We start from the raw sequence: 26,702 nt of genomic DNA, 5'->3' as shown, positions 1-26,702 counted from the left end.
GGCTCAGCCGACGGCCGAGGACGCGAACAGGATGTCGATGACGTAGACGACCGAGTCGCCCGCCTCGATCGCGGGGGCGGCATTGCCGGCCGGGTACGGGTTGGGCGCGATGAGCACGACCCGCGAGCCGATCGGCTGCCCGACCAAGCCCTCGCTCCAGTCGGGGATCGTCTGGGAGAGCTGGCCGGAGTCCGGTTCAGCGAACTTGTCCTCCAGCAGCGCGCCGGTGCGCCAGCTGTAGGCGCGGTAGTGCACCAGGATCAGGTCGGACGCCTCGAGCCCGCGCTGCGTGCCCCGGATCACCGGCTCGACGAGCCGCTCCGTGGGCTGGGCCGCTCCGGCGGGAATGGCGACGGTCGGCAGCCCCGCCTCGTCGGTGCCCAACTCGACCGGCAGAGCGGGGGTGAGCGTCTCACCCGTGGGAGTCTCGACCGACACGGCCAGCAGGTCCACGACGAAGATGAGCGAGTCACCGATCTCGATGCCGGCCTGGGCGTTGCCGCCGCTGGCGTCGTAGCCCTCCGAACCCGGCATCACGATGAGGACGCGGTCGCCCACCTTCTTCCCGGTCATGCCCTCCACGAAGCCCGGCACGAGCTGGGAGAGGCTCATCACCGACGGCGCGCCGCGGTCGTAGGAGCTGTCGAACTTGTCCCCCGTGCGTGCGTTGTACGCCTCGTACTGCACCTCGATGATGGCGTCGGCCCCGACCGTCGCCGCCGCGTCCGAGCCCGGGATGACGACGCGGCTGCGCGTCTGGTCGATGGCGAACGGCGGTACGAAGCCCAGCACGGGCACCGCCCCGAACTCACCGGTGACGCTGATGCCGTCGATGGAGTCCGACACCGGCACGGGGGTCGGCGTGGGGGTGGGGGTCGGCGTTGGCTCCGCGCTGACGGTCTCGGTCGGCTCCGCGGTGGCGGTCGCGTCCGGGGTGGAAGCCGTGTCGGGCGAGCAGGCGGTCAGCGTCAGGGCGAGCCCGGCGGCCACCACAGCGGCGGCCGCGCGCAGGCGGCGGGGAGAGCTAGGCACCCCGTCATGCTACCCAGTGCCCGGCCGCGCCCCTGCACGCGTGCCGCGCGTGGCGGCGCGTCACGCGGGCGGCACGAAGCCGCCGAGTCGGCCCACCCGGGGCTCGGACGCCATGCGCGCGGCCAGCGTGTCGGCGCGGGGATCGGTGTCGGCGAACGGGTCGTCGAGGGCCAGGGCGACGTCCTCCGCACGCGCGGCGTCCGCCCCGCCCGCGAGGTCGTGCACGGCGAACCGGGCCCAGTCGACGGTCACGTCCCGCCCCGCGGCACGGGCCGCGTCCACCAACGCACCCCGGACGCGGGCCCGCGTGGGCGAGGGCGCCGTGCCCACCGCCGCCCCGACCTCGGCGTCCGTGGTCAGCCGCGGCACCTGACCGCGTGCCTCGGCCAGCCGCGCCAGCCCGCGCGGCCGGCCATTGCCGTCGCGGCCCAGCTCGTGCCAGCGCAGGTCGAGCGCGTCGAGGCGCGGGTCGTCGGCGGACGCCCCGTGCGCCGCCGCCCACGCGGTGAGCAGCCGACGCTTGGTGTCCCACTCCGCGCCGCTCGGCCGGCCGGCCGCCACGGCGTCGAGCACCCGGCCCCACGCCGCATGCCCGGCGCGTGTCTCCTCGTCGTCCACCTGCGCCGCGGCGGCCTCCCAGCAGGCGCGCTGCACGGTGTGGGCGCTGACCTCGCCGGGGCCCTCGGCCGGGACGCCGGCGTCCGGGTCGGTGTTCCACGCGCGCAACGCAGCCAGCGGCTCGGCCGGCCCCCGCGGCGGCGCGACGCCGGACTCGGCCACCCGGAGCACCAGCTCCGTGCACACGGCCGCCAGCCACGCCGGCTCCTCCAGGGTGAGCGTGTCGCCGGCCAGCAGGTGCAGCCGCCGGTGCCGGGCCGGATCGGCGTGCGGTTCGTCGCGGGTGTTGATGAGCGGACGCGCCCGCGTCGTCTGGTTCGACACCACGTCGCCGAGCACGTCCCCGCGTTGGGAGAGCGTGAACCGGCCCCGCCGCCACCGACCCGCGCCGCTCACCACCAACCGGCTCACCAGGAACGGCACCAGCCAGGCACTCAGCGCCGCCGGATCGGCGTCCCGGGACACGAGGTGGTTGCTGTGGCTGCCCCAGGTGTTGCCGAAGCTGTCGACGTTGTTGCGAAACAACCGGAACGCCACCGGCTCCCCCGCCGCGCCCGCCTGCGCCGCCGCCCGCTCGGCCAGCCGTTCGAGCAGCACGTCCCCGGCCCGCTGCGCCACCACCAGCGACCGCGCGTCCCGGCACTCGGGGGTGGCGTACTCCGGGTGGGCGCCGACGTCGAGATACAACCGTCCCCCGTTGCCCAGGAAGACGTTCGTGCTCGCCCGGCTGCGCGCCACCGGGGCGAAGAGCCGCTCGGCGGCCTCGTCCGAGGCCAACCGCCGGCCGGCGCGGGACGCGGTGAGGCCGTACTCGGTCTCGACGCCGTGCACCCGGCCCGGCCGTCCCTGGGCGCCCATGCCGGGCTCAGAGCTGCACGGCGTCCAAAAGCGCGCCGAGCTCGTCGCGGGTGAGTTCGCGCAGCTCACCGCTGCGCAGCTGCCCCATCCGCACCGGACCAATCTGCGTGCGGGAGAGCCGGCGCACCGGGTGGCCCACCGCGGCCAGCAGCCGCCGGACGATCCGGTTGCGCCCCTCGTGCAGCACGACCGTCAACATGCTGCGCTGCGACGTGTGCGAATCGAGACGCACCGCGTCCGGGTTGACCCAGCCGTCCTCCAACCGGACGCCCTTGCGCAGGCGGGCCACGACGGCGTCGGTCACCTCGCCCTCCACCTCGGCCACGTACGTCTTGGTGAGCTCGTAGCTGGGGTGCATCATGCGCTGCGCGAAATCGCCGTCGTTGGTGAGCAGCAGCATGCCCTCGGTGTCCGTGTCGAGTCGGCCGACGTGGAACAGGCGATCGGCCCGCTGCGCGGCGTCGAGGTGGTCGGTGATCGTGGGCCGGCCCTGCGGGTCGTCCATCGTGCACACCACCCCGCGTGGCTTGTGGAACACCAGATAGGTGTGGCGGCGCGGCGGCGGGATGCGCGCACCGTCGACCCGGATCACGTCGCGTTCGGGGTCGACGCGTCGGCCCTGCGCGGTCACGATCTCACCGTTGACCTCGATCCGGCCCTCGTCCACCATGATCTCGGCCGTGCGCCGCGACGCGATGCCGGCCCGCGCCAGCACCTTCTGGATCCGGATGCCCTCGTCGTTCGGGTCCCCCATCACTGCGGGTCGCTGAGGCGCTCGAGCTCCTCGCCCTGCGGCACCTCGTCCGCGCGCTGGCCCGCCTCGTCGGCCCTGTCGTGCTCGGACGCCTGCGCGTCGGCCCAGTCGCGCGCCTGTTCGGCCGTCGGGATCTCCGCGTTCTCACTCGCCTGTTCCGTCATGCCCCCATCCTCCCCTCCGGACGCCTCGGGCGCCACCTGCTCGGCCAGCCCGGCCAGCTCGGCCTCCAGCGCGGACGCCTCCGGCAGGTGGGGTGCCAGCGGCGGAAGGTCGTCCACCGAGGCGTAACCCAGCCGCTCCAGGAACAGGTTGGTGGTGCGGAACAACATGGCCCCCGTCTCCTCGCTGGGGCCCGCCTCCTCGATCAGCTCGCGCGTGACCAGCGTTCGCATCACGCCGTCGACGTTCACACCGCGGATCCCCGAGACCCGCGAGCGCGAGATCGGTTGCAGGTAGGCCACCACGGCCAAGGTCTCCAGCGCTGCCTGGGACAACCGGGCGTGCTGGCCCTCCAGCACCCACGCGGCGATCAGCTCGTGGTGCTCGGCCCGCGTGTAGTAGCGCCAGCCGGCACCCACCTCGCGCAGCTCGAAGCCGCGACCCGTCTCGTCATAGAAGCGCTGCAACCGCTCCAGGGCGGCCCACACGACCGGCCGGGGCACGTCGATGGCCTGGGCCAGTTCGCCGGTGCCCATCGGCTCGGTCGCCATCAACAACAGCGCCTCCAGCGGGCCGGTGATCGTGTCCAGGTCTTCGTCGCTCACGTCGACCGCCGGTGCGTCCTGTGGTGCGCTCATCGCTCCTCCTGCCCGGACGCCGCGGGCTCGGCGTCCTGTTCGTCGAATTCCGCCGAGATGGCCAGCTCGCCCAGCGACGCCCCCGTCCAGCGGATGGTGAGCTCGCCCAACGGGGTGAGCTGCTCGAAGGCCACCGCCTGCTCGCGCGCCAGCTCGAGCAGTGCCAGGAAGCGGGCGACCACGACGAGGCGGTCGTCGGCGTCCTGCACCAGGGCGCGAAAGGTCAGCGTCCCCGCCCCGCGCAGGCGCCCCACGATCACCTCCGCCTGCTCGCGCACGCTCACCGCCGGGGCGTGCAGGTGGGCCAGCGAGATCGCCGGCTCCCCCGACGGGGTGAGGGCACGGGCGGCGAGCCAGGCGAGCTGGTCCCCGTCCGCGGTGATCTCGACCTCGGGCAGCAACCGGGCGAACTGCTCCTCCAGCCCGCCGGGGCGGGCGTGGCGGCGCCCCTGGTCGTCCAGGCGGCCGGCGATGATCGCGGCCAGCTCCTTGAACGCGCGGTACTGCAGCAGGCGGGCGAACAGCAGGTCGCGGGCCTCGAGCAGCGCCAGGTCCTCGGGATCCTCCACCTCGCCACGCGGCAGCAGGCGGGCCGCCTTGAGGTCCAGCAGCGTCGCGGCGACGACGATGAACGAGCTGGTCTGGTCCAGATCCCACTCGGGCCCCATGGCCCGGATGTGGGCGATGAACTCGTCGGTCACCGTGCTGAGCGCCACCTCGGTGATGTCGAGCTTGTGCCGGCTGATGAGCTGCAGCAGCAGGTCGAACGGGCCGGTGAAGTTGCTGAGCCGCACCGTGAACGGTGCCGCCGCGCCGGGCGCGACCGGGGCGGCCACGCCGGGGTCGGCCGTCACGGCTCGAGGAGCCGCTCGACGACGTCGGCGCCGGCACCGCGCCGGGAGACGTCGGCCAGGGCGGACGCGATCGCCGCGCGCACGATGCGGCCGCGGTCGACGGCGATGCCGTGCTCGGCGCGCAGCTCCAGGCGCAGGTGCTCCAGGGCGAGCAGCTCCTCGGAGCTGACGTACACGGTGATCTTCTCGTCGTGGCGCACCCGGCCGGAGTGGCTCACCGGGGCGCGCGCGGCGTCCGCCTCGCGGGCCACGCCCTCGGTGTCGGTTGGGCGGAACAGCTCGGACGCCCCCGGGAGGCCTACGCGTCGGGGCATCGGGCGAGCACCTCCCGGGCGAGCATGCGGTAGGCGTCCGCGCCGGGTGAGCTGGGCGCGTAGCTGGTGATCGGCTCCCCCGCCACGGTGGTCTCGGGGAACTTCACCGTGCGCTTGATCACGGTGTGGAACACCGTGTCGCCGAACGCCTCGACGACCCGCTCGAGCACCTCGCGGCTATGCAGGGTGCGGCCGTCGTACATCGTGCCCACGATGCCGAGGATCTCCAGGTCGGGGTTCAGCCGGTCGGTCACCTTCGCGATGGTGTCGGTGAGCAGCGCGACGCCGCGCAGGGCGAAGAATTCGCACTCCAGCGGGATGACCACCTGGTCGGACGCCGTGAGCGCGTTCACGGTGAGCAGCCCCAGCGAGGGCGCGCAGTCGATCAGGATGACGTCGTACGCGCTGCGCAGCGGCTTCAGGACGCGGCGCAGCGTCTGCTCGCGCGCCACCTCGGAGACGAGCTGCACCTCGGCGGCCGAGAGATCGATGTTCGCGGGCAGCAGGTCGAGCCCCTCGACGCCGGAGTCGATGACCACATCGGCCGGGTTCAGGTCGCGGCCGAGCAGCAAATTGTAGATCGAGGCGTCCAGCGTGTGCGGGTTGACGCCCAACCCCACGGACGCCGACCCCTGCGGATCGAAGTCGACGATGAGGACCCGGCGGCCGGTCTCGACGAGGGCCGCCCCCAGGTTGATCGTGGTGGTCGTCTTGCCGACGCCGCCCTTCTGGTTGGTCATCGCGATGACGACCGCCCGGCGGGGGCCCTCCTTCGGGCCGCGGGGCTCGGGCAGGTCGGGCCACGGCCGGCCGGTGGGGCCGAGCTCCTCGACGGGCTCGGCCTCGAACAGGGCGGGGTTCTCGCTCACGACAGTCCTTCCGGGTGCTGGGACACCCCTACCCTAGGCGCGCCGGGTCGTGCACCGCACGCCGGGCTGTGGCGCGGCGGCGCAGGGTGCAGTACCGCGCCGGTGGTCGTCACCGCACCCGAGCCCCCCCTCGCGATTAGTTGAGGCGTCAACCATCTGGTACCGTAGGACACATGACCGTGGCGTGGCTGAACGACGATGAGATCGACACCTGGCTGAAGTTCCGAGCGCTCGTCGAGCTGTTCCCCAGTGTCATCGACGCACCCCTGCGGCGGGAGTCCGGCATCTCGTTCATGGAGTACCAGGTGCTCGCCATGCTGTCGGAGACCGACGACCGCACCCTGCAGATCTCCTCGCTCGCGCAGCGGACCACGTCCAAGCTCACCCGCATGTCCCACCTGCTCACCCGCCTGTCCGAGCGCGGGCTGGTGGAACGCCAGGCGAGCACGCGCGACGCCCGCGTCACGTACGCCCACCTCACCGACGCCGGTCTGGCGCTGCTGGAATCGGCCGCCCCCGGTCACGTTCGGCAGGTCCGCGCGGCGTTCCTCGACGTGCTGAGCCCCGCGCAGCTGGCGCAGCTCGACGACATCTGCGAGACCATCCTCGCCGGCATCGACCCCGAGGGCGTCACCACCGCGCGCCCCGCACCGGGCTCACGCGGGCGCGACGACTGAGCCCTCAGCGGGCCCGCGGGTGGGCCGCGGCGAACACCTCGCGGAGGTGCTCGGCGGTCACGAGGGTGTAGATCTGCGTGGTGGTCACCGAGGCGTGCCCCAGCAGCTCCTGCACCACGCGGACGTCGGCCCCCCCGTCGAGCAGGTGGGTGGCGAACGAGTGGCGCAGCGTGTGCGGGCTGATCTCGACGCCGAGCCGGGCCCGCTCCGCATGGGTGCGCAGCACCGCGAACGCCGACTGCCGGCTCAACCTGTCCCCCCGCGTGTTCAGCAGCAGCGCCGGGCCGGGCCGTGTCGCCTTCGCGATGAGCCCCGGCCGCCCGCGCACGAGCCAGTCGCCGACCGCCGTGCGGGCATACGTGCCGAGGGGCACCACCCGCTCCTTGCGTCCCTTGCCGAACAGCCGCAGCCCGAGATCGGGGTCGTCGAGCTGGGCGGTGACGTCGTCGACGTCCAGCCCCACCACCTCCGACACGCGGGCGCCGGTGCCGTACAGCAGCTCGAGCAGGGCGGCGTCCCGCAGGCCGATGGGCGTGGTGCGGTCGGGGGCCGCCAGGAGCGCCTCCACGGCGTCCAGCGGCAGCGCCTTCGGCAGGCGCTGGCCCTGCCGGGGCGGCGCCACGCGGGCGGCCACGTTGTCGGGCGTCTCCCCGTCGCGGGCGCAGAACGCGTGGAACGAGCGGACCGCCGCCAGCGCCCGGGCCACGCTCGAGGCGGCCAGCGGACGCCTGCCGGGCCCCTCCCCGGTGGCCGGGCTGCCCGCGCTGAGGGCCGCGGCGAACGCGCTGACGTGCTCGGGGGTGACCTGCGCGGGCTCGGTGACCCCCAGCGCGGCCAGGTGCTCGGCGTACCGGGCCAGATCCCGCCGGTAACCGGCCACGGTGTGCTCGGACGCCCCCACCTCGGCTGTCAGGTGGTCGAGGTAGGCGGCGACGGCCCGCGCGAGGCCGCCCCGGCGCTGCCCGGCCGGCCCAGCTCCCGCCCCCGCCACCGTCACCGCCTCAACGCGGTCGGGTCTGCCCGCCGTGGGCACGGATCTGGGCGTCGCGGGACGCCTTGACGTCGCGCGCGGGCCAGGGCGCGTCGGCCGGGCGCAGCGCGTCCAGGCGCCCGCTCCGCAGGGCCACGTGGGTGGCCAGGACGCCGGCGACCAGCGTCGGGTTCTGGACGGCTCCGGCGAGCACGGCGTCGACGAGGTCGTCCAGCGCGACGAGGCACACGTCCATGTCGGCCTCCTCGTCCTCCACCGTGAAACCGTCGGGCCGCTGCACCGGGGTGAGGTCACGGGCCAGGTAGATGCGCAGGGACTCCTGGCAGCACCCCGGCGAGTTGAACTGGTCGACCAGCACGCGCCAGTCCGCGGCGGCCAGCTCGACCTCCTCGGCCAGCTCGCGCTGCGCGGCCCCCACCCAGCTCGCGTCGTCGGCGTCCAGCAGCCCCGCCGGTGGCTCCACCAGGCGGAAGCCGACGGGCTGGCGGTACTGGCGGACGACGACCACACGCTCGTCGGCGTCCAGGGCGATGATGCCGACCGCACCCGGGTGGAGCAAGTAGTCGCGCCGCATGGTCGACCCGGCCGGGGTCTCCACCGTGTCGCGGACGAAGTCGCTGACCAGGCCGCCGCCCAGGAGCTCGTGGCCCACGACCGGCCAGTCCAGCGGCTCGTCGCGGACCGCGTCGCGCGGCAGGACCCGGGGGGTGTTCATCAGCTCTCCTCGGTGAACAGCCGCTGGCTGCGCATCCGGTCCACCGCCGCCTTCAGGAGGCCGGCGAACAGCGGGTGGGCCTTGGTGGGCCGCGACTTCAGCTCGGGGTGGGCCTGGGTGCCGACGTAGAACGGGTGCCGGGTGCGGTCGAACTCGACGAACTCGACGAGCGTGCCGTCCGGCGAGGTGCCGCTGACGCGCAGGCCCGTCTCGGCGAGCTGCTCGCGGTAGTCGTTGTTGACCTCGTAGCGGTGGCGGTGGCGCTCCGACACGTCGGTGGTGCCATAGGTGTCGGCCACCAGCGATCCCTTCACCAGGGTGGCCGGGTAGGCGCCCAGCCGCATCGTGCCGCCGAGGTCGCCCGCGCCCTCCACGAACGCGTGCTGCTCGGCCATCGTCGAGATCACGGGGTGCTCGGTGGCCGGGTCGAATTCGGTGGACGCGGCGTCCGCCAGCCCGCCCAACGTGCGCGCCGCCTCCATCACCATGCACTGCAAGCCCAGGCACAGCCCGAGGGTCGGGATCTGGTTCTCCCGGGCATACGTCAGCGCGCCGAGCTTGCCCTCGACGCCGCGGATGCCGAAGCCGCCCGGCACCACGATGCCGTCCACGTCGTGCAACTGCTCGGCCGCGCCCTCCGGGGTGGCGCACGAGTCCGACGCCACCCAGCGGATGTGCGCCTTCGCCCAGTTCGCGAACGCACCGGCCCGCACGGCCTCCGACACGCTGAGGTAGGCGTCGGGGAGGTCGATGTACTTGCCGACCAGGGCGATGGTGACCTCGTCGCGCGGGTGGTGGACGCGCTCGAGCAGGTCGTTCCAGCGCTTCCAGTCCACGTCGCGGAAGCTCACGCCCAGCCGGCGCACGACGTAGGCGTCCAGCCCCTCGTTGAACAGCACGCGCGGGATGTCGTAGATGCTCGGGGCGTCCGGGCAGGAGATGACCGCCTCCTCGTCCACGTCGCACATGAGGGCGATCTTGCGCTTGATGCTGGCCGGGATCTCCCGGTTGGAACGGCAGACGACGGCGTCGGGGGTGATGCCGACCTGGCGCAGCGCCGCGACCGAGTGCTGGGTGGGCTTGGTCTTCAGCTCGCCGGACGGCCCGATGTAGGGCACCAGGGACACGTGGAGGAAGAAGACGTTCTCGCGGCCCACCTCGCGGCGCACCTGCCGAGCCGCCTCCAGGAACGGCAGCGACTCGATGTCGCCCACGGTGCCGCCGATCTCGTGGATCACGACGTCGGTGTCGCGCCGGGCCATGCCGAGCATGTCGTCGCGGATCTGGTTGGTGATGTGCGGGATCACCTGGACGGTGTCGCCGAGGAAATCACCACGGCGCTCCTTCGCGATGACCGTGGAGTAGACCTTGCCGGTGGTGACGTTCGCCTCACCGTTCAGGTCGGTGTCGAGGAACCGCTCGTAGTGCCCGATGTCGAGATCGGTCTCCGCGCCGTCCTCGGTGACGAAGACCTCGCCGTGCTGGAACGGGTTCATCGTGCCCGGATCGACGTTGAGGTACGGATCCAGCTTCTGCATGGTCACGCGCATGCCGCGCGCGACGAGCAATGAGCCCAGGGACGAGGCCGTGAGGCCTTTCCCGAGCGAGGACGCGACGCCCCCGGTGACGAAAATGTGCTTGGTCGGTGATGTCTGCCCCACGGGCTTCCACCCTAGCGTGCGCGGCCCGTGCGGCGCACCGTGGCTGACCATGTGGCGCGTTGCGACGTGGCTGGCAAGGGGTTCTCTGGCAGGATGCCCGCCATGCCCGACTCCAGCCGCGCGCGCGGCAACGCGCCCCAGGTGAAGCAGTGGAATGCCTGGCAGCGGCTGTGGCGGCCGTTCTGGGCCGTGCCGGCGGCGTTCAGCGTGGCCGCCGTGGTGGTGGGGGTCGTCCTGCCGAACGCGGAGAACCAGCTGCGCCAATTCGCCTTCTTCATGTTCCCGGGTGACGACGAGGCCGCCCGCGGCATGCTGACGACGATCGCGAGCGCCATGATCTCGGTGACCGGCCTGGTGTTCTCGATCACCATGGTGGTGCTGCAACTGGCCAGCAGCCAGTTCACCCCGCGGGTGCTCGGCACCTTTCTCGACAGCCGCGTCGTGCAGGTCACGTTCGGGTTCTTCATCGCGACCTTCCTCTACGCGCTCACGGTGCTGCGGTCGGTGATGGGTGACGACGGACGCGGGGACGAGGCGTTCGTGCCCCGCGTCGCCGTGAGCTTCGGCTTCCTGCTCGTGCTCGCCTGCCTCGTCTGCTTCCTGGCGTTCATCCGGCACATCACGAGCACGATCCAGGTCAGCAAGGTGATCTCCCGGATCGGCGACGCCACGATGGACCTGGTTGACCGGGTGTATCCCGGCGCCGAGACCGGCGGCAGCGTGGACGCCGGGCCCAGCTGGTCGCCGACGGCCGGCATGACGCGCATCGACATCGAGGTCGGCGACCGTCACGGGCACGTCGACGAGATCGACTTCCCGGGCCTGGTGTCGATCGCCACCGATGCCGGCGGCGTCCTGGTGCTGCACCCCCAACTCGGTGACTTCACCACCCACGGACACCCGCTGGCCACCCTGTGGGACGCCGACGACGAGCTCGCGGACGACGAGACGCGGGAGGACCGGGAGAAGAAGCAGGCCGAGCTGAGCAAGCGGGTCAACTCCGAGGTCCGGCTCGCCACGGAACGGTCCATGCGCCAGGACCTGTCGTTCGGGTTCCGCCAGCTCGTCGACATCGGGGAGCGGGCGCTCTCACCCGGCGTGAACGACCCCACGACCGCCACCCAGGTCATCGACGAGCTGCACCACCTGCTGCGCGAGATCGTCCAGCGAAACCCCCCGAGCCCCTACATCGCCGAGGAGGGGGTCGTCCGCCTCGTGGTGCACCCGCCGACGGGCGACCTACTGCTCCGCCTGTCCTTGGAGGAGCTCATCCACTACGGTGCGGGCGGGCTGCAGGTGCCCCGCAAGCTCCGGCTGGTGCTCAACGACCTCGCCGCCGTCGCGCTCCCCCGGTACCGCTCCACCATCGCCGAGCTCAAGGACGACCTGACGGCCAAGGTCGAGGCCCAGCGGGGCGTCGACTCGCCGCAGTGACGCTGGTGGGCGCCGTGCCGGTCAGACGAACAGGTCGGGCCGGCCGAACATTGCGGCGGTGGCCCGGGCGGTCGGCGTCCCCGCATCCGGGCTCGCGCCAGCTGCCCGCAGCACGTCGATGACGGCGTCCTCCCCCTTGAACACGGCGCCGGCCAGCGGGGACTGACCGCGTCCGTTGAGGGCGTCGACGTCCGCACCGCGCTCCACCAGGGCAGCCACCGTGGCGGCCTGCCCGTGGTAGGCCGCGAGCATCAGCAGCGTGTTGCCGTCGGCGTCGGTGAGGTCGACCGGCGCGCCGGCGTCGACGTAGGCGGCCAGGCGGGCGGCGTCACCGGCGCGGGCCAGGTCGAACAGCCAGTGGGCCAGCGCGGCCGGGTCGGAGCCGTCGGGAATCTCGGTCATGGCCCCACCGGCGCGGGAGGGCGGGCGCCGAACAGCAACGTGCCGAGCCGGACGCAGGTCGAGCCGCACGCGATGGCCAGCTCGAAGTCGCCGGACATCCCCATGCTCAGCGTGTCGAAGCCGCCGCCGTGGGCGTCGCGCAGCCGGGCCTGCAGGTCGGTCATCGTCGCGAAGCACGCCCGGACGGCGGCCTCGTCGTCGCTGTGGACCGCCAGCGTCATCAGGCCGCGGACGTCCAGCGCGTCGCAGTGGGCGAGTTGGGCGACGGCGTCCGCCACCGCGTCGGGCGCGAAGCCGCCCTTGGCCGCCTCCCCGGAGCTGTTGACCTGGACGAGCACGGCCAGGCGCCGCCCGAGGGTCTGCAACCGCCGGTCGAGGGCCTCGGCGAGGGCCAACGAATCCAGCGCCTGGAACTCCTGGGCACGCTCGGCGACCAGCTTGGCCTTGTTGGTCTGCAGGTGGCCGATGGCGACCCAATCCACGTCCGCACCGGCCAGCTCAACCGCCTTGTCGCGCAGTTCCTGGGGGCGGGACTCGCCGAAGCGGCAGCACCCGGCCGCCCGTGCCTCCCGGATCGCGGCCGCCGGGTGGGTCTTGCTCACCGCGAGGAGTTCCACCTCACCCGGGTCGCGTCCGGCCTGGGCACAGGCGGCGGCGATGCGGCTCCGGGCGGCGGCGATGTTGGCGGAGATGCTCACGGCCCCATCCCACCACACACCGGGCGGGTCGGACGCCCCACGCTGCGCGTCAGAAGCTGAGCACACCCAGCCACGGCGCCACGGGGGCCAGCAGCCCCACGCTCATCCAGAACATGCCCCCCAGCATCGCGGCGGCGGCCAGTTCCGACATCCGCTGCGTGAGCCCGCCGGCACGGTGGGGCGCGGTGCAACCGACGGGGACGAGCGCGCCCACGCCCGGTTCGTCGGCCACGGCTGCGGAGTGGGGTGCCCGCCGCACGGGGGCCAGGGCACGCACCAGGGCCACGAGGGCTCCGACGGCGAGGTACGCCATGAACGGCACCCCCACCCAGGCGACCACCCCGAGGGGCTGCGATGCCATCGCGCCGCCGGCGTGGCCGGTGTGGGCGGCGTGGCCGTGGCCGGGCGCGCTGCCGCCCTGCATCGCCTGCCGCATGACCGCCATGCCTGCGAGGTGCCACGCCATGGCGGCGAACATCACGGCGTGCCCGGCGAAGTGCCAGCGGTGATCGGCTCCGCGCAGCGCGAGGGCGACGAACCAGGCGACCCCCAGGGCGAAGAAGCCGATCAGCACCGGGAAGCCCACGACATCGCGCAACGGCGCCCAGGTGAGCGGGAGCACCATGCCCGCCATGACGAGGGCCATCACCAGGTGCAGTCCGGAAGACACCCGCTGGGTCGCGGTCCGGCTCCGGGCGAGGGCGACCACCTCCCACACCGCGCAGAAGGTGAACAGCACCAGCAGCCCGACCACCATGACGGGCGTGTCGGCAACGTGGAACATGGGCGGATCCTCCCGGGACGACGACGAAGGGAACGAGGGGTTCCCTCATCGGGTCGCCGGGTGTGTCCTCGGACACCGGACGCTGGGATGAGTGTCGGTGGACCTTTGCCGCGCTCGGCGAAGGTGCGGCTGAGCCTAGCTCACGGCCAGCGCGCGGCGAGCGACACTACGGCGAGCGAGGCCAGGAGCGCGAACCCGAGGGCGATGCCCGCGTACAGCTCCGTGACCTCCTGGTCGACCTGCTCATAGCCGACCGACCGGGCGATCGAGGCGTAGACGCTGCGCAGCTCGTCGCTGCTACCGGCCCGGAAGGCCTCCCCGCCCGACTCCCGGGCCACGGTCGCGAGCTCCGCGGGGTTCACCGGCACCGGTTCGCGCCGGCCGTTGGTGACGACGAATCCGTTCGGGGTGCCGTAGGCGATCGTGTAGACGGGGAACCCGGCCTCCCGGGAGTCCCGCGCGGCCGTCGTCGAGCTGCGGCCGATGTTGGTGTAGCCGTCGGAGAGCAGGACGATGGCCCCCGGCGTCGGGGCCTCGGGGTCGTCGGGGTCAGGCGGGGCCAGCGCGAGGGCGTCCAGCGAGGCGTAGATGCCGTCGCCGATGGCCGTGGACGGCGCCAGCGCCAGGTTCTGGATGGACGCCTTCACCAGCGCCCGATCCTGCGTCGGCGGCACGATGACCGCGGCGGACCCGGCGAAGGCCACGAGCGAGGTGTTGAACCCCTGCGGCAGCAGGTCCACGAACCCCTGGGCGGCCGCCTTGGCGGCGTCCAGCCGGTTGGGCTCGACGTCGGTGGCCTCCATCGAGCGCGACACGTCGATGGCGATCACCACGGTGGCGCGCTCGCGGGGCACGTTCACCGAGTCCTTCGGCTGGGCGAACGCGACGGTCAGCGACGCGAGACTCAGCACCGCCGCCACCACCGCGACGTGACGCTTCCAGGCCGCCTGCTTCGGCAGGACGCGGCTGAGGTTCTCGATGCCGAAGGTCCGCGTCCGGGACGCCCGCCGGCGCGCGAGCGCCAGGTAGGTCAGCAGCAGCAGGGGCACCAGCAGCAGCAACCACAGCCGCTCGGGGTGGAAGAACGAGATCAACGGGGTCAGCATCACGGCCACCTCGCTCCCAGGGACACCGCGGCCAGGGCGGCCACCACGGCGAAGGCGAGCCCGTACCCCGCCCACGTCGCGGTCGTCTCCGTCAGGACTTCCTCATACCCCACCGACGACCGGATGGAGTTGTACACCCGGCTGAGGTCGCCGGCGCTCTCGGCGCTCGCGTAGGTGCCGCCGGTCTCCTGCGCGATCTGCTGCATGAGCTCCCGGTCGGGGGGCACACGCTCGCGGACGCCGTCGAGGTCGACCGAGCCGTTGTCCGTGCCGTAGGCGATCGTGTGGATCGGCACGCCGTCCGCCTCCGCCTGCTGCGCCGCCTGGGCGGGGGCGCGCCCCGCGGTGTTCTGCCCGTCGCTGAGCAGCACGATGGCGCCCGGTGCCACCGAGCCGTCGTCGCTGCGCGGGGCCATCTGGATCGCGCTGAGCGCGACGTAGATGGCGTCCCCCACGGCCGTGGAGTCCTGCAGCGCGAGCGCGTCGATCGCGCGGCGTGCCAGCGTCCGGTCGGTCGTCGGGGGCAACCGGGTGGCCGGGCTGCCCGACATCGAGACGACGGCCACGTTGTACTGCTCGGGCAGCTCGTCGATGAAGTCGATCGAGAGTTGCTGCGCGGCCTCCAGCCGGTTCGGCGCTATGTCGGTCGCCGCCATCGACCGGCTGACGTCGATGACGAGGACGACGGTGGCCCGCTCCCGGGGCACCCGGTCGACGCCGTTGGGGCGCGACCAGGCCAGCACCAGTGTGATCAGGCTGAGCAGGGACATGGCGACGGCGAGGTGGCGGCGCCACTGCGACTGGCGGGGCACCACACGCCCCAGCACCGCGGTGTTGGTGAAGCGCATGCCGGTGCGGCTCTTGCGGCGCAACGCCCACACGTAGAGCAGCACGAGGAACGGGATGACGGCCAGCACCCAGAGCCGCTCGGGGTTGAGGAAGGACAGGTCCATCAGCGCTGCACCCCCTGCGGCGGCGCGTGGAGCGCCGAGGCCACCCGCCGGTAGGTGAGGACGAACCGGGCAATGTCGTGCACCCAGTCTCGGTCGGTGCGCAGCTGGATGTGCCCGGCACCCGCCCGGCGGATCGCGATGCGGATGCGCTCGCGCTGGGCGGCGGAGGCCGCGTCGAAACGGGCCCGGGCGGCGGCGTCCGACGTGTTGATGTAGCGCGCGAAGTCGGTCTCGGGGTCGCGGATCAGAATGTCACCCACGTCAGGGAACTCCACCTCCCGGCGGTCCACCACCTCCACGCAGATCACCTGGTTGCGGACGGTGAGGCGGCGCAGGGCGCGCTCCCACTCGGGCTCGACGTCGGGGTCGAGCTCCGTGTCGCCAGGGGTGAGGAAGTCCGACACCACCACGCGGACGCCGCGGCGCCGCTGGACGCGCGCCAACTGGTCGATGCCACGCGCCAGCGAGTACGGCCCCTCGGCGCGGTCGTGGACGATCGGCTCGGTCAACATGCGGCGCAGCAGCGAGTAGAGCGCCATGCGCCCCGAACGGGCGGGAATGCGCACCAACGTCTCCGGGCGCATCACGAGGCCGCCGAAGCGGTCGCCCATCCGCTGGCTGAGGAAGCCGATGGTGGCGATGGCGGCGATGCCCAGGTCACGCTTGGTGACGCCTTCCGTCCCCCAGTTCATCGACGGGGTGACGTCGAGCATGGCCCACACCTCGAGCTCGCGATCGGCGATCGTGTCCCGCACGTGGGGCGTCCCGGTGCGGGCGGTGACGGCCCAGTCCATGCGGCGGACGTCGTCCTGGCCCGCCACGTACTCGCGGGCGTCGTTGGTCTCCGAACCCGGGCCGGGCAGCAATCCACGGTGATCGCCGTGGAGGAAGCCCTCCATGCGCCGCACGATGGCCAGCTCCAGGCGGCGCAACGCCTGCTCCGGGGCGAGCTTCGACAGCGGCAGGGTCGCCTGGGTGGGCTCGCGCAGCACCGACCCGACGGCCCCGAGGGCGTCCGAGGGTGGGGTGAACGAGACCTGCGCCACGCCAGCGCCCGTCAGCCGGGCTGGGAGCCGCCGACGGCGGGCTGCGGCGTCCGAGAGCGCTGGTCGTTCCACACCGGCGTGGGCGCCGGCACCATCGCCAGGATGCGCTCGACGACCTGCACCTGCGACACGTTGTCGGCCACGGCGTCGAACCCGAGCACGACGCGGTGGCTCATCACGTCGGCCGCCACGGCCTGGACGTCGGTGGGCAGCACGTAGTCCCGACCGTGGATCAGCGCGAGCGCGCGCGCCGCGGCCGTCAGGCCCAGCGTGGCGCGCGACGAGGCGCCGATCTGGATGACACCGTCGAGATCGGGCATGCCGAACTCGCCCGGGGTGCGCGTGGCGAGCACGAGCCGCACGATGTACTCCGCGACGAGGTTGTGCACGAACACGTTGGACGCCAGGTCCTGCAGCTCGGCGACCCGCTCGGGGTGCAGCAGGTTGCGCGCGGTGGGCGGCGTCACACTCATGCGCCGCAGGATCTCGAACTCCTCGTTGCCCCGCGGGTACGGCACGTCGACCTTGAGCAGGAAACGGTCGCGCTGCGCCTCGGGCAGCGGGTACACACCCTCGGACTCGATGGGGTTCTGGGTCGCGATGACGATGAACGGCTGCGGCACCGGGTAGGTGCGTCCGCCGAGGGAGACCTGCTTCTCGGCCATCAGCTCGAGCATGGCCGACTGCACCTTGGCCGGCGCACGGTTGATCTCGTCAGCCAGCACGAAGTTGACGAACACCGGGCCGAGCGCGATGTCGAACTTCTCCTGCTGCGCCGAGTAGATGCGCGTGCCCACGATGTCGGACGGCACCAGATCGGGCGTGAACTGGATGCGCGCGAATTCACCACCGACCACCTGGGCGAACGTGCGGACCGCCAGCGTCTTCGCCGTGCCCGGCACGCCCTCGAGCAACACGTGACCCTTGGCGAGCAGGCCGACCATGAGCTGCTCGACCATGTGCTCCTGCCCGACGATGACGCGCTGGACCTCGGCGATCGCCTCGCTGAGCTGCTGCGCGGCCTCGCGGACCTCTGCGGTCTGGCTGCTGGACAACGCCACCTCCTGGAACACTGCTCCCTTGCGGGGCCGGGAACTCGATGCGGGACACACCCTACCCGCTGGCCCCGACAGCCGAACTCGGCACGGCCCGGGGTGGGCACGCGTTGCCCCACCGGGCAGAATGGGCGGCGATGAGCACTTCCGAGGCCCCCGAGCCGCAGGCCGAGCCCGACGCCGACCCCGGCGCCGGCGCCGCCTCCGGTGATCGCGCGCTGCTGCACCCCCTGCTGGCCGACGACCCGCCGAGCGTCGGGGGCCGCTGGTTGGACGCGCGCGTGGCGGCCTCGCCCTCCGGCGTCGCGTTCACGGCCCACGACGACCACAACACCCCGGCGCTGCTCGTCATGCTGTCCGAGGGCGCCTCGGCGGACGCCGCCGCCGTCGACCGGTTCGCCGGCACCGTGAACAAGATGCACATCGACACCGTGCTCGCGCGCGGCGGCCGGGGGCAGGGCGAGGGACGCCTCGGCCACACGTTCGCCCCCGGGCCGGCCACGCCCGCCGCCCCGGACGAGCGGCCGAACGCCCCCTGGGTGGCGCTCGCCTTCGACGGCAGTTCCCGCGCGGTCGACGAGGCCGAGCGCGTGCTCGCCGAGGTCGATCTGTCCTGGCTGCCGCAGCAGGGCCGCCCCGCCGGCCCCGACTACCGGCTCCCCTGGATCGACAAGGTCGCCCCCGGGCTCTCACGGCCCTGGCCGCTGCCGTGGCCCGGCCGGGGCGACCGCGCCGGGTGGGGAACGCTGCTGCTCTCCTGGCTCATCATGATGCTGCTCATGGCGCTCGCCATCCTCGTCGCCATCCTGCTGTTCCAGGCCGCGCCCCCGCAGAGCCCGCCGCCGCCCGTCCCGACGGAGTCCACCGAATCCCCGCCCCCGAGCCCCGACTCGGCCTCGCCGTCCCCCGACACCGCCTCCCCGTCGCCGGACAGCGCGTCCCCGTCCCCGGACTCGGCCTCGCCGAGCCCCCAGAGCGGCTCCCCCGAGCCCTCGCCGTCCGGCAGCCCCGGCGGCTCGCCGTCACCCAACAGCCGCCTGTGATCCGGCTGGTCGCGACCGACCTCGACGGCACCCTGCTCGGCCCCGACGGGCGCATCGCGCCCGGTGACGTCGCCGCGCTCCACGCCGCGGCCGCGGCCGGCGTCCACCTCGTGGTGGCCACCGGACGCCCCGCCCGGTGGCTGGGGTGCCTGGAGCCCATCGCGGGCGCGCGGCCCCACGTCATCGTCAGCAACGGCGCGGCGGTGGTCGACCTGGCCTCCGGTGTCATCGTGCGGCGCCATCCCCTGCCCCGCGCCACGCTCACCTCCCTGGCGGACGCGCTGCGGACCGCCTTCCCCGGCGTCCTGCTCGCCCTGGAGCACGGCGAGGTGTTCGGCTGCGAGCCCGGCTGGGTCTCCGCGTTCCCCGACACGAGCCGCACCACCGATACCGAGAACGCCGTCACCGTGCGCGCGCCCTTCGAGGAGTTGCTCGATCGCGTCACGCCCGTGGTGAAGCTGTTGGCGCTGGCGCCGGCGGCCGGGCCGGTGGGCGATGTGGACGCCTTCGCCGACGCCGCGGCCCACCACCTGGGCGAGCGTGCCGTCGTGACCCATTCGGTGTTGCCCGGCCACCGCGCCCTGCTGGAGATCAGCGCGCCCGGGGTGTCCAAGGCGTCCGCCCTCGCCGAGTTGTGCGCCGAGCGGGACGTGGCGCCGGCCCACGTCGCCGCGTTCGGCGACATGCCGAATGACCTGGCCCTGCTGGAGTTCGCCGGTCGGCCCTTCGCGATGGGCAACGCGCACCCGACGCTGCGAGCGCGCTTCGAGGTGGTGGGCACCAACGCCGACGGCGGCGTCGGCACCACGCTCACCCGGCTGCTGGCCGAGGCCGACGACCTCCCCGGCTGAACCCAGCAGCGGCCGGAGCCCGCCCAGTTGCGCTCTGTTGCTTCGCCTGCAACAAGGAAGGCACCTGCACCCTGCCCGCCCCGACGTCACGGACCGTGTCGGGCCTAGCCACGGGCTCCGGTGTCGAAAAGCCCCTGCGCGCCACGCCGTGGCAACCGCTCACGAGGGTATTCGCTTACCGCTCAACAATGATGAATTGGGCCCTCTCATTCCCCAGCCATCAGTCCTACTGTTGAAGTGAAGGAACCCGCAACGGATTCGACGTCGCATCCCGAGCTCAGACAGGAAGGACGCGACGGCAGATGGCTGCTGCAAGCATCACTCCCCAGGCACCCTTGGTGCTCGAGGAGACCAACGACCTGGCCCGGGTGGACGCCCACGTCCCCCGGTCCCGCCGCCAGGCAACCCGCAACCCCTACTCCCCCGTGATGGTGGCCGTGTCGCTGATGGCCCTCATCGGAATTCTCGCGTACGCCTGGTTCCTGCTGAATCCGGCCAACCGCGGTGACCTGCTGCCCTGGTTGTTGGTGATCTTCGCCGAGGTCACCCTCATCTTCCACGCGCTCATGAGCATGTGGACGGTGCTGTCGGGCATTCGCAACCCTCGCACCTTCGCCTTCCACCAGGCGAAGTCCGAACTCTACGACGCCGACGCGAACGCGGAGCGGGGCGTGAGCCACGACCCCACCCGCTGGCCGATGTTCCTGGGCAGCCAGGAGGTCGCGGCCGACCTGCTCATCACCGTGTACGGCGAGCCGGTCGACGTCATCCGCAAGACGGCCGAGGCCGCCCTGGCGGTGCGCGGGGCCCACGGCACCTGGATCCTCGACGACGGCCGCTCCGACGAGGTCCGCGACCTCGCCGCCGAGCTGGGGTGCAGCTACGTGCGGCGCCTCACCAGTCACGGCGCCAAGGCCGGCAACGTCAACAACGCGCTGACCGTCGCCAAGGCGCCGTTCTTCGTCATTCTCGACGCCGACTTCGTGCCCCGGCCGGAGTTCCTCGAGGAGACCCTGCCGTTCATGGTCGACAACAACGTGGCCCTGGTGCAGACTCCGCAGACCTACGGCAACATGCACAACATCATCTCCCGCGGCGCCGGTTACATGCAGACGATGTTCTACCGGTTCGTCCAGCCGGGCCGCAACGAGTTCAATGCGGCCTTCTCGGTGGGCACCAACGTGCTCTACCGGCGCGCCGCGGTGCTCGACATCGGTGGCCTGTACACCGACTCCAAGTCCGAGGACGTGTGGACATCGCTGCTGCTCCACGAGCGGGGCTGGCGCTCCATCTACATCCCCAACACCCTGGCGGTCGGGGACGCCCCGGAGACCATCGAGGCCTACACCAAGCAGCAGCAACGGTGGGCGACGGGCGGCTTCGAAATCCTGCTCACCCATTTCCCGTTCAGCCCGCGCCGCCGGCTGACGCTCGACCAGCGGTTCATGTACTTCGTGACCGCCACGCACTACCTCACGGGCATCGCCCCGGGCATCCTGCTCTTCGTCCCCGCCCTGGAGATCTTCTTCGACCTGCGGCCGGTGAACCTCACCGTCGGCCCCTTTGAGTGGTTCCTGTTCTACGCCGGTTTCTACCTCCTGCAGATCCTGCTCGCCGGCCTGACGCTCGGCACGTTCCGCTGGGAGGTGCTCCTGCTCGCGCAGTGCTCCTTCCCCATCTACCTGCGCGCCTTCAAGAACGCCTTCATCGGGGTCGACACCAAGTGGAGCGTCACCGGCGCCACCGGCGGCAAGGTCTCCCCGTTCAACTTCATCATCCCGCAGGTGCTGGTGTGGGTGTTCCTGATCTGCGCGACCTCCGTCTCGGTCTACCGGGACATGTCGCTCGGCCACCTCAACATCGCCACGATCTGGAACGGCATCAACCTCGTGGCGCTCACGGCGTTCATGGTCGTGGCCTACCTCGAGGGCCGCGCCGCCGTCGGCAGCGCACGGGCCGCCGCGGCGACGCCGCTCCCGGACCCCGTCGAGTCGAGCCCGGAGCCCCTCCCCTCGGTCGTCGAGGTGCTGGACCGCTCGGCCATCGAGGGCGCCCGGCGCGACGTCGACTCGCTGCTCGCGGGCCGCGAGCCCGCCATGGCCGTCGAGCCCTCCACGCTCCTGCTCGCCCAGCGCTACACCCCGGGGGACTCCCAACTCGGCGTCATGCCCGTGCCGGTCCGCCGCGGCCGCGGACTGGACGCCTCCGTCATCCCGGCGCCGCGCCGCGCGGCGGCGTCCCTGCCCGCCACCACCGAACCCACCGTTCCCACCACTGACACCCAGGAGGTTTTCCGATGACCTGGAGCAACCGATTCCGACTCTGGGGCGGCGTGGCCGCCGTCCTCGTGATCATGGTCCTGCTGACCCTGCTCTACAACCAGCGGCAGTCCCGCGTCGCATCCGTCACCGCCACCGTCGACGCCCCCTCGGCCCTGGTCGGCTCCAACTACGCCGGCGTCCTCACCGAGACCTTCATCACCGCGGGCCAGGACGTCGCAGCCGGCGACCGGCTCTTCACCGTCGTCAGCCCGGACGTGCAGAACGCCGTCGCCAACGGCCTGAACGTCGCCGACACCGCGGCTTACACCGTGGACGAGGAGACCGGCACCGTCACCTATCTCGCCGTCATCGATGGCCAGGTGACCGACGTCGCCGCGACCGCCGGCTCCTTCGTCAACAGCGGCACCTCGCTCGCGACGATCGCCGCGAGCAGCCCCAAGACCGTGGTGGCACGGTTCGAACTCGAACCGGTGGACTACAGCCGCGTCGAGACGGGGGCTCGCGTCATCGTGAACCTGGCCGACAACACCAAGCTCGAGGGGGAGGTGACCGACGTGTCCGTCGTCACCGACAACGGCGAGGCCATCACCGTCGCGTACGTCACGGTTCCGACCATCACCGACGCGGCCTATGCCCAGCTGACCCGCGCCGGTTCGCCCGTGCAGGCCATCATGGAACTGCGCGACGACGGCCTGCTCGCCGGCCCGACGCAGGCCTTCCGCGGGTTCCTGACCCAGATCGGTCTGCGTTGATGAAGGCCCTGCGCCCCGTCGCGCTCGCCGCGGCGCTCGTGCTCACGCTGGGTGCCTGCACGGGCATCCAGCCCCAGGGCACCGCCCCGTCCGAGACCCCCGCGGTCTCGGGCGGCGACGGTGCCGTGTTCGAGGCGTCCGCCCTCGCCGAGCAGGTGGCCGCGCTGCCGCAGGAGGAGGGGCTCGACCTGCAGGCCGACCGCCTCGCCGACGGCCTGGTGCCGCCCACCAACCGGTGGTTCTCGGGGCTCGTCTTCGGCGAGGAGCCGATGCCCGTCTTCCCGATGCCCTACGCCTTCGGCCTCACCGACGCCGGGTTCGGCTTCAACCTGCCCGTGGTCACGGCGGCGGAGAAGGTCATCACGGGCCCGTACGCCCCCGAGATCACCCTGCTCCTGCCGGATGCCCCCGCGTGGCAGGTGAGCGCGTACGACACGGCGACGGTGACCCTCACCGACACCGTGTCCCACGGCTCGCTGGTGCTCGCGCAGGGCTCGCCGTTCCTGACGTTCACCGCGGACGCCGCCACCGAGCTGACCTCCTCGGGCGCCGTCTGGGCCGCCGACGGCGACCGCTGGACCACCACGGTCGGCGACCACACGTGGGTGCTCCTCGGCGAGGGCGTCCGGGTCGCCGGCGAGTCGATCTCGGTGGACGCCGGCGGTCACGCCACCTGGTTCGCCCTGCCCGAGGGCGGGGACGCCGACGCGCTGGCCGCCCTGGCCGCGCCGGTCACCGGATCGACGCTGAGCTACACCGTCGAGGGCGAGGAGGCGTCCACCACGCTGAGCTACGCCACCGCCGGGGGTGAAACGGCGGTGGCCGCGATGCCCCACCAGGCGTCCACCGACTGCTCACTCGGCACCTACGCGAGCATCTACGGCACGCTCGCGGTGTGCGCCGGGTCGGAGCTGACGTGGACCTCACCGACCCAGCCGGCCAACGCGGGGCTGGACCTGGCGGGGCTCTCGGACGCCCAGCGCGCCGAGCTCGGCGAGGCGCTGGTCGCCGACGTGGCGAGCGACCCGGACTACCCTGCCGACACCTACTTCGGCGGCAAGGCGCTGCAGCGCGACGCCATGCTGTGGCAGATCGCGACCCAGCTCGGCGACGAGGCGTCCGCCGCCACGCTGCGCGCCAAGATCGTGGAGACCATGGACCTGTGGACCGATCCGGAGCGCTGCGCGAGCGCCGACGCGTTCTGCTTCGTCTACGACACCACCAACCGCGGTGTCGTGGGCCGCGTGGCGACGTTCGACGCCGACCGGTACAACGACCACCACTTCCACTACGGCTACTTCCTGTACGCCGCGGGCGTGCTGGCCGCCGACGATCCCGAGCTCGCCGAACGCTGGGCACCGGTGATGGACCTGCTGGCCGCCGACATCGCGTCGTCCGAGCCGAACGACTTCTTTCCCGAACGCCGGACGTTCGACGTGTACGCGTCGCACTCGTGGGCGTCCGGCACCTCGCCGTTCGCCGACGGCAACAACCAGGAGTCCGTCTCGGAGGCGATCAACGCCTGGGCGGGGTTGACGCTGTGGGCCCGCGCGTCCGGCAACGACCCGCTCGAGGTCGAAGGCACGTGGCTGCAGGCGCTGGAGGCGCAGGCGGCCCGCGCGTACTGGACCGACTTTGACACCACCGAGCCGGCCTACGACGGCTTCGCCCACCAGATCACCTCGCTCGTGTGGGGCGGCAAGCGGGACTACGCCACGTGGTTCTCCGCCGAGCCGGCCGCCATGTTGGCGATCCTGGTGATTCCCGCCAGCCCGTCGTCGGAGTTCCTCGCCGGTGATTCCGAGCGCATCCGCGCCAACGTCGCCGAGGCGACCGCGACCGGCGGGTACGCCCAGACCTACGGCGACTACCTGCTCATGTACCGGGCGCTCGCGGGGCAGGAGGACGCCGCCGAGGCCCTCGACACGGCCCGGTCGTTGCCCGATGAGTTCATCGACGACGGCAACTCGCGCACCTACCTGCTGGCGTTCTGCATGGCCCAGGCCACCTGAGCCCGGCCCACCCTGAACCGGGGGTCGGCCGGCGAACCGGCCCCCTCCTGGCGACACTCACGCCCGTGAGGAGTTCCGCTCCTGTCACAGGTTCCTTCACGGGGCTCCGCGGGCGTGAGTGTCGTCCTTCATTGTGCGCCACCCGAACCCGCATTGTGGGGAATCTCTCCCGACGCCCGCCGGGGGCCGCGTGCCCCGGCTCAGGCGTAGCCCAGCGCGTGGAGCCGGTCGTCGTCGATGCCGAAGAAGTGCGCGATCTCGTGGACCACCGTGATGTGGACCTCCTCGACCACGTCCTCGGTCGTGTCGCAGAGGGCCAGCGTGGGGTTGCGGAAGATGATGATCCGGTCGGGCAGCACACCGCCGTACCAGGAGTCGCGTTCGGTGAGGGGGACGCCCTCGTAGAGCCCGAGCAGGTCGGGGTCGTCGGCCGGGGCGTCGTCCTCGATGACGATGACGCAGTTGTCGAGCAGGTCCATCAGCTCGGCGGGCACGGTGGCGATCGCGTCCCTCACGTGCGCCTCGAACGTGTCCGCGTCCATCTCGATCGCCATGGACGCCACCCTAGGGGGTGGCCCCGGCGTAGGGTGGGCGACCATGCGGACGACGACGTTGGCGATCAACCTCGACCTCCCCGGCCCCACCATCAGCCGGCACCTGTACGGGCACTTCGCCGAACACCTCGGCGCCTGCATCTACGGCGGGTTCTGGGTGGGTGAGGACGCCGACGTACCCCACACCCGGGGCATCCGCTCCGACGTGGTGGCGGCTCTGCGGGAGCTCGACGTGCCGAACCTGCGCTGGCCCGGTGGCTGTTTCGCCGACGAGTACCACTGGCGCGACGGCGTCGGGCCGCGGGCGGGGCGTCCGACCATGGTCAACACGCACTGGGGTGACGTGGTGGAGGACAACGCCTTTGGCACCCACGAGTTCCTGGACCTCTGCGCCCAGCTGGACGCCGAGCCGTACATCTGCGGCAACGTGGGCTCGGGAACGGTGCAGGAGATGGCCGACTGGGTGGAGTACCTGACCCGGGGCGGCACCTCGCCGATGGCGGAGCTGCGGCGCTCCCACGGCCGCGAGGAACCGTGGCGGGTGCGCTTCTGGGGCATCGGCAACGAGAGCTGGGGCTGCGGCGGAAACATGCGCGCCGAGTACTACGCCGATCTCGCGCGCCAGTACGCCACGTACTGCCGCAACCACGACGGCAACGTGCTGTACCGCATCGCCGGCGGCGCCAACAGCGATGACTACCACTGGACCGAAACGCTCATGAAGACGCTCGGCGACCTCGGCTGCGGCTGCAACGCCCGCGGGCACTTCGACGCGATCTCGCTGCACCACTACACGGTGGTGGGCGATTGGCAGCACAAGGGTTCGGCCACCGAGTTCTCAGCCGAGGAGTACTGGACCTGCCTGGCCCGCGCCGCCGGCATCGAGGATCTTCTCCGCCGACACGGGGCCATCATGGACGTCTACGACCCCGACCGCCGCATCGGGCTGGTGCTGGACGAGTGGGGCACCTGGCACGACGTGGAGCCGGGGACCAACCCGGGATTCCTGTACCAGCAGAACACGCTGCGCGACGCGCTGGTCGCCAGCGTCCATTTCGACAGCTTCCACCGCCACGCCGACCGGCTGGCGATGGCGAACATCGCCCAGACGGTCAACGTGCTGCAGGCCATGCTGCTCACCACGCCGGACGCGGTGGTGCGGACGCCTACGTTCCACGTATTCGCCATGAACCGGGGCCACCACGATGCCGCCGCGTTGGCGGTGCACCCGCTGGGCGGGCCGCTGGCCTCGCGCGAGGTGGACGGGCGGACGCTGCCGCTGCTGTCGGCGTCCGCCTCGGTGAAGGACGGCCGGGCTCTGGTGTCGCTGTCCAACCTCGACCCCGACGCCGAGCAGACCGTGGAGCTCGACCTGCGCGGGGGCTCCGTGCAGGCGGCCGAGGGGACGGTGCTCGCCGCGGCCTCCGCGGCGGCCCACAACACCGTGGACGATCCGGACGCCGTGCGCCCGGTGGCGGTGGATGTGGACTGGCGGGAGGATGGCGTGCGGATCACCCTGCCGCCGCACAGCTTCGCCACCGTCACCCTGACCCTGGCCGGCTCCTGAGCAATTCCCTGTTGGGACGC

The 26,702-nt window shown here is 72.4% G+C and carries 26 protein-coding genes; 8 read left to right on the top strand and 18 right to left on the bottom strand.

What is annotated here, in order from left to right:
- Nucleotides 1–3 precede the first annotated feature (3 nt).
- Genes PCC79_RS07095 through PCC79_RS07065 form a run of 7 tightly spaced genes read right to left on the bottom strand, consistent with a single transcriptional unit; the run spans nt 4 to nt 6,099 of the window.
- Complete coding sequence (locus PCC79_RS07095; RefSeq protein WP_342373399.1) at nt 4–1,032, bottom strand: FKBP-type peptidyl-prolyl cis-trans isomerase; 1,029 nt, start codon at nt 1,030–1,032, stop codon at nt 4–6.
- Between the two features lie 60 nt (nt 1,033–1,092).
- Complete coding sequence (locus PCC79_RS07090) at nt 1,093–2,508, bottom strand: proteasome accessory factor PafA2 family protein (protein WP_342373398.1); 1,416 nt, start codon at nt 2,506–2,508, stop codon at nt 1,093–1,095.
- 7 nt (nt 2,509–2,515) lie between these two features.
- Nucleotides 2,516–3,262 (bottom strand): pseudouridine synthase, encoded by a 747-nt coding sequence (locus PCC79_RS07085; protein ID WP_342373397.1) that lies wholly within the window; start codon nt 3,260–3,262, stop codon nt 2,516–2,518.
- Nucleotides 3,262–4,062 (bottom strand): SMC-Scp complex subunit ScpB, encoded by an 801-nt coding sequence (gene scpB, locus PCC79_RS07080; RefSeq protein WP_342373396.1) that lies wholly within the window; start codon nt 4,060–4,062, stop codon nt 3,262–3,264. The genes PCC79_RS07085 and scpB overlap by 1 nt, the downstream gene beginning before the upstream one ends.
- Nucleotides 4,059–4,916, bottom strand: coding sequence for a segregation and condensation protein A (locus PCC79_RS07075; RefSeq protein ID WP_342373395.1), 858 nt, complete (start codon nt 4,914–4,916; stop codon nt 4,059–4,061). Before PCC79_RS07075 ends, scpB begins: the two co-directional genes overlap by 4 nt.
- Nucleotides 4,913–5,230 carry a hypothetical protein gene (locus tag PCC79_RS07070; protein ID WP_232548138.1) on the bottom strand — a complete coding sequence of 106 codons (318 nt, stop codon included), beginning with the start codon at nt 5,228–5,230 and terminating at the stop codon, nt 4,913–4,915. Before PCC79_RS07070 ends, PCC79_RS07075 begins: the two co-directional genes overlap by 4 nt.
- Nucleotides 5,215–6,099: a ParA family protein gene (locus tag PCC79_RS07065; RefSeq protein WP_342373394.1), complete on the bottom strand. Its 885-nt coding sequence runs from the start codon at nt 6,097–6,099 to the stop codon at nt 5,215–5,217. Before PCC79_RS07065 ends, PCC79_RS07070 begins: the two co-directional genes overlap by 16 nt.
- Before the next feature lie 173 nt (nt 6,100–6,272).
- Between PCC79_RS07065 and PCC79_RS07060 the strand changes: the two genes are divergently transcribed.
- Nucleotides 6,273–6,776 carry a MarR family winged helix-turn-helix transcriptional regulator gene (locus tag PCC79_RS07060; protein ID WP_342373393.1) on the top strand — a complete coding sequence of 168 codons (504 nt, stop codon included), beginning with the start codon at nt 6,273–6,275 and terminating at the stop codon, nt 6,774–6,776.
- A 4-nt stretch (nt 6,777–6,780) separates the two neighbouring features.
- Here PCC79_RS07060 and PCC79_RS07055 read toward each other — a convergent pair whose 3' ends face one another.
- Genes PCC79_RS07055 through PCC79_RS07045 form a run of 3 tightly spaced genes read right to left on the bottom strand, consistent with a single transcriptional unit; the run spans nt 6,781 to nt 10,143 of the window.
- Entirely contained in the window at nt 6,781–7,767 is a 987-nt protein-coding gene (locus PCC79_RS07055; RefSeq protein ID WP_416046557.1) for a site-specific tyrosine recombinase XerD, read from the bottom strand.
- A gap of 10 nt (nt 7,768–7,777) precedes the next feature.
- Nucleotides 7,778–8,482, bottom strand: coding sequence for an NUDIX domain-containing protein (locus PCC79_RS07050; protein WP_232548140.1), 705 nt, complete (start codon nt 8,480–8,482; stop codon nt 7,778–7,780).
- Entirely contained in the window at nt 8,482–10,143 is a 1,662-nt protein-coding gene (locus PCC79_RS07045) for a CTP synthase (protein WP_232548141.1), read from the bottom strand. Before PCC79_RS07045 ends, PCC79_RS07050 begins: the two co-directional genes overlap by 1 nt.
- A 102-nt stretch (nt 10,144–10,245) precedes the next feature.
- On the opposite strand from PCC79_RS07045, the gene PCC79_RS07040 reads away from it, so the two are divergent.
- Nucleotides 10,246–11,577: a DUF2254 domain-containing protein gene (locus tag PCC79_RS07040; protein ID WP_232548142.1), complete on the top strand. Its 1,332-nt coding sequence runs from the start codon at nt 10,246–10,248 to the stop codon at nt 11,575–11,577.
- 21 nt (nt 11,578–11,598) lie between these two features.
- On the opposite strand, the gene PCC79_RS07035 is transcribed toward PCC79_RS07040, so the two are convergent.
- The 7 genes from PCC79_RS07035 to PCC79_RS07005 all read right to left on the bottom strand — a co-directional run bounded on the left by PCC79_RS07035 (nt 11,599) and on the right by PCC79_RS07005 (nt 17,621).
- Nucleotides 11,599–11,979 (bottom strand): ankyrin repeat domain-containing protein, encoded by a 381-nt coding sequence (locus PCC79_RS07035; protein ID WP_232548143.1) that lies wholly within the window; start codon nt 11,977–11,979, stop codon nt 11,599–11,601.
- Nucleotides 11,976–12,677: a YggS family pyridoxal phosphate-dependent enzyme gene (locus tag PCC79_RS07030; RefSeq protein WP_232548144.1), complete on the bottom strand. Its 702-nt coding sequence runs from the start codon at nt 12,675–12,677 to the stop codon at nt 11,976–11,978. The genes PCC79_RS07035 and PCC79_RS07030 overlap by 4 nt, the downstream gene beginning before the upstream one ends.
- Before the next feature lie 49 nt (nt 12,678–12,726).
- The gene (locus tag PCC79_RS07025; RefSeq protein WP_232548145.1) at nt 12,727–13,461 is read right to left on the bottom strand and encodes a DUF5134 domain-containing protein; all 735 of its coding nucleotides are present in this window, start codon (nt 13,459–13,461) and stop codon (nt 12,727–12,729) included.
- Between the two features lie 140 nt (nt 13,462–13,601).
- Complete coding sequence (locus PCC79_RS07020) at nt 13,602–14,570, bottom strand: VWA domain-containing protein (RefSeq protein WP_232548146.1); 969 nt, start codon at nt 14,568–14,570, stop codon at nt 13,602–13,604.
- Entirely contained in the window at nt 14,567–15,520 is a 954-nt protein-coding gene (locus PCC79_RS07015) for a VWA domain-containing protein (RefSeq protein ID WP_232548147.1), read from the bottom strand. Before PCC79_RS07015 ends, PCC79_RS07020 begins: the two co-directional genes overlap by 4 nt.
- Nucleotides 15,520–16,512, bottom strand: a complete 993-nt coding sequence (locus tag PCC79_RS07010) for a DUF58 domain-containing protein (RefSeq protein WP_342373604.1) — start codon at nt 16,510–16,512, stop codon at nt 15,520–15,522. Before PCC79_RS07010 ends, PCC79_RS07015 begins: the two co-directional genes overlap by 1 nt.
- Before the next feature lie 65 nt (nt 16,513–16,577).
- On the bottom strand, nt 16,578–17,621 hold the full coding sequence (locus PCC79_RS07005; protein ID WP_232548148.1) for an AAA family ATPase: 1,044 nt from the start codon (nt 17,619–17,621) through the stop codon (nt 16,578–16,580).
- A gap of 350 nt (nt 17,622–17,971) precedes the next feature.
- On the opposite strand from PCC79_RS07005, the gene PCC79_RS07000 reads away from it, so the two are divergent.
- From PCC79_RS07000 to PCC79_RS06980, 5 genes are all read left to right on the top strand, one after another.
- Nucleotides 17,972–18,664, top strand: coding sequence for a hypothetical protein (locus PCC79_RS07000; RefSeq protein ID WP_416046558.1), 693 nt, complete (start codon nt 17,972–17,974; stop codon nt 18,662–18,664).
- Nucleotides 18,661–19,515: an HAD family hydrolase gene (locus tag PCC79_RS06995; RefSeq protein WP_232548150.1), complete on the top strand. Its 855-nt coding sequence runs from the start codon at nt 18,661–18,663 to the stop codon at nt 19,513–19,515. The genes PCC79_RS07000 and PCC79_RS06995 overlap by 4 nt, the downstream gene beginning before the upstream one ends.
- Before the next feature lie 302 nt (nt 19,516–19,817).
- Nucleotides 19,818–21,815: a glycosyltransferase family 2 protein gene (locus PCC79_RS06990; protein ID WP_232548151.1), complete on the top strand. Its 1,998-nt coding sequence runs from the start codon at nt 19,818–19,820 to the stop codon at nt 21,813–21,815.
- On the top strand, nt 21,812–22,549 hold the full coding sequence (locus PCC79_RS06985) for an HlyD family efflux transporter periplasmic adaptor subunit (protein ID WP_232548152.1): 738 nt from the start codon (nt 21,812–21,814) through the stop codon (nt 22,547–22,549). The genes PCC79_RS06990 and PCC79_RS06985 overlap by 4 nt, the downstream gene beginning before the upstream one ends.
- Complete coding sequence (locus tag PCC79_RS06980) at nt 22,549–24,561, top strand: glycosyl hydrolase (RefSeq protein WP_232548153.1); 2,013 nt, start codon at nt 22,549–22,551, stop codon at nt 24,559–24,561. The genes PCC79_RS06985 and PCC79_RS06980 overlap by 1 nt, the downstream gene beginning before the upstream one ends.
- A 200-nt stretch (nt 24,562–24,761) precedes the next feature.
- On the opposite strand, the gene PCC79_RS06975 is transcribed toward PCC79_RS06980, so the two are convergent.
- Nucleotides 24,762–25,115, bottom strand: coding sequence for a metallopeptidase family protein (locus tag PCC79_RS06975; protein ID WP_232548154.1), 354 nt, complete (start codon nt 25,113–25,115; stop codon nt 24,762–24,764).
- A 43-nt stretch (nt 25,116–25,158) separates the two neighbouring features.
- Here PCC79_RS06975 and PCC79_RS06970 point away from each other — a divergent pair, with 43 nt between their 5' ends.
- Entirely contained in the window at nt 25,159–26,682 is a 1,524-nt protein-coding gene (locus PCC79_RS06970; protein ID WP_232548155.1) for an alpha-N-arabinofuranosidase, read from the top strand.
- Nucleotides 26,683–26,702: the final 20 nt, after the last annotated feature.

The sequence above is a fragment of the Propioniciclava soli genome (assembly GCF_038502305.1).
GTDB lineage: Bacteria > Actinomycetota > Actinomycetes > Propionibacteriales > Propionibacteriaceae > Propioniciclava > Propioniciclava soli.
Note: the sequence above shows the minus strand (reverse complement) of the source record. Positions and strands in the feature narration are given on the sequence as shown.

Coding starts and splice junctions, on each gene's coding strand:
- PCC79_RS06975 (WP_232548154.1), bottom strand. CDS start 25,115: ATGGCGATCGAGATGGACGCGGACACGTTCGAGGCGCACGTGAGGGAC.
- PCC79_RS07000 (WP_416046558.1), top strand. CDS start 17,972: ATGCTGTCCGAGGGCGCCTCGGCGGACGCCGCCGCCGTCGACCGGTTC.
- PCC79_RS07040 (WP_232548142.1), top strand. CDS start 10,246: ATGCCCGACTCCAGCCGCGCGCGCGGCAACGCGCCCCAGGTGAAGCAG.
- PCC79_RS07070 (WP_232548138.1), bottom strand. CDS start 5,230: ATGCCCCGACGCGTAGGCCTCCCGGGGGCGTCCGAGCTGTTCCGCCCA.
- PCC79_RS07050 (WP_232548140.1), bottom strand. CDS start 8,482: ATGAACACCCCCCGGGTCCTGCCGCGCGACGCGGTCCGCGACGAGCCG.
- PCC79_RS07025 (WP_232548145.1), bottom strand. CDS start 13,461: ATGTTCCACGTTGCCGACACGCCCGTCATGGTGGTCGGGCTGCTGGTG.
- PCC79_RS07035 (WP_232548143.1), bottom strand. CDS start 11,979: ATGACCGAGATTCCCGACGGCTCCGACCCGGCCGCGCTGGCCCACTGG.
- PCC79_RS07090 (WP_342373398.1), bottom strand. CDS start 2,508: ATGGGCGCCCAGGGACGGCCGGGCCGGGTGCACGGCGTCGAGACCGAG.
- PCC79_RS07060 (WP_342373393.1), top strand. CDS start 6,273: ATGACCGTGGCGTGGCTGAACGACGATGAGATCGACACCTGGCTGAAG.
- PCC79_RS06980 (WP_232548153.1), top strand. CDS start 22,549: ATGAAGGCCCTGCGCCCCGTCGCGCTCGCCGCGGCGCTCGTGCTCACG.
- PCC79_RS07015 (WP_232548147.1), bottom strand. CDS start 15,520: ATGGACCTGTCCTTCCTCAACCCCGAGCGGCTCTGGGTGCTGGCCGTC.
- scpB (WP_342373396.1), bottom strand. CDS start 4,062: ATGAGCGCACCACAGGACGCACCGGCGGTCGACGTGAGCGACGAAGAC.
- PCC79_RS06970 (WP_232548155.1), top strand. CDS start 25,159: ATGCGGACGACGACGTTGGCGATCAACCTCGACCTCCCCGGCCCCACC.
- PCC79_RS06990 (WP_232548151.1), top strand. CDS start 19,818: ATGGCTGCTGCAAGCATCACTCCCCAGGCACCCTTGGTGCTCGAGGAG.
- PCC79_RS06985 (WP_232548152.1), top strand. CDS start 21,812: ATGACCTGGAGCAACCGATTCCGACTCTGGGGCGGCGTGGCCGCCGTC.
- PCC79_RS07085 (WP_342373397.1), bottom strand. CDS start 3,262: ATGGGGGACCCGAACGACGAGGGCATCCGGATCCAGAAGGTGCTGGCG.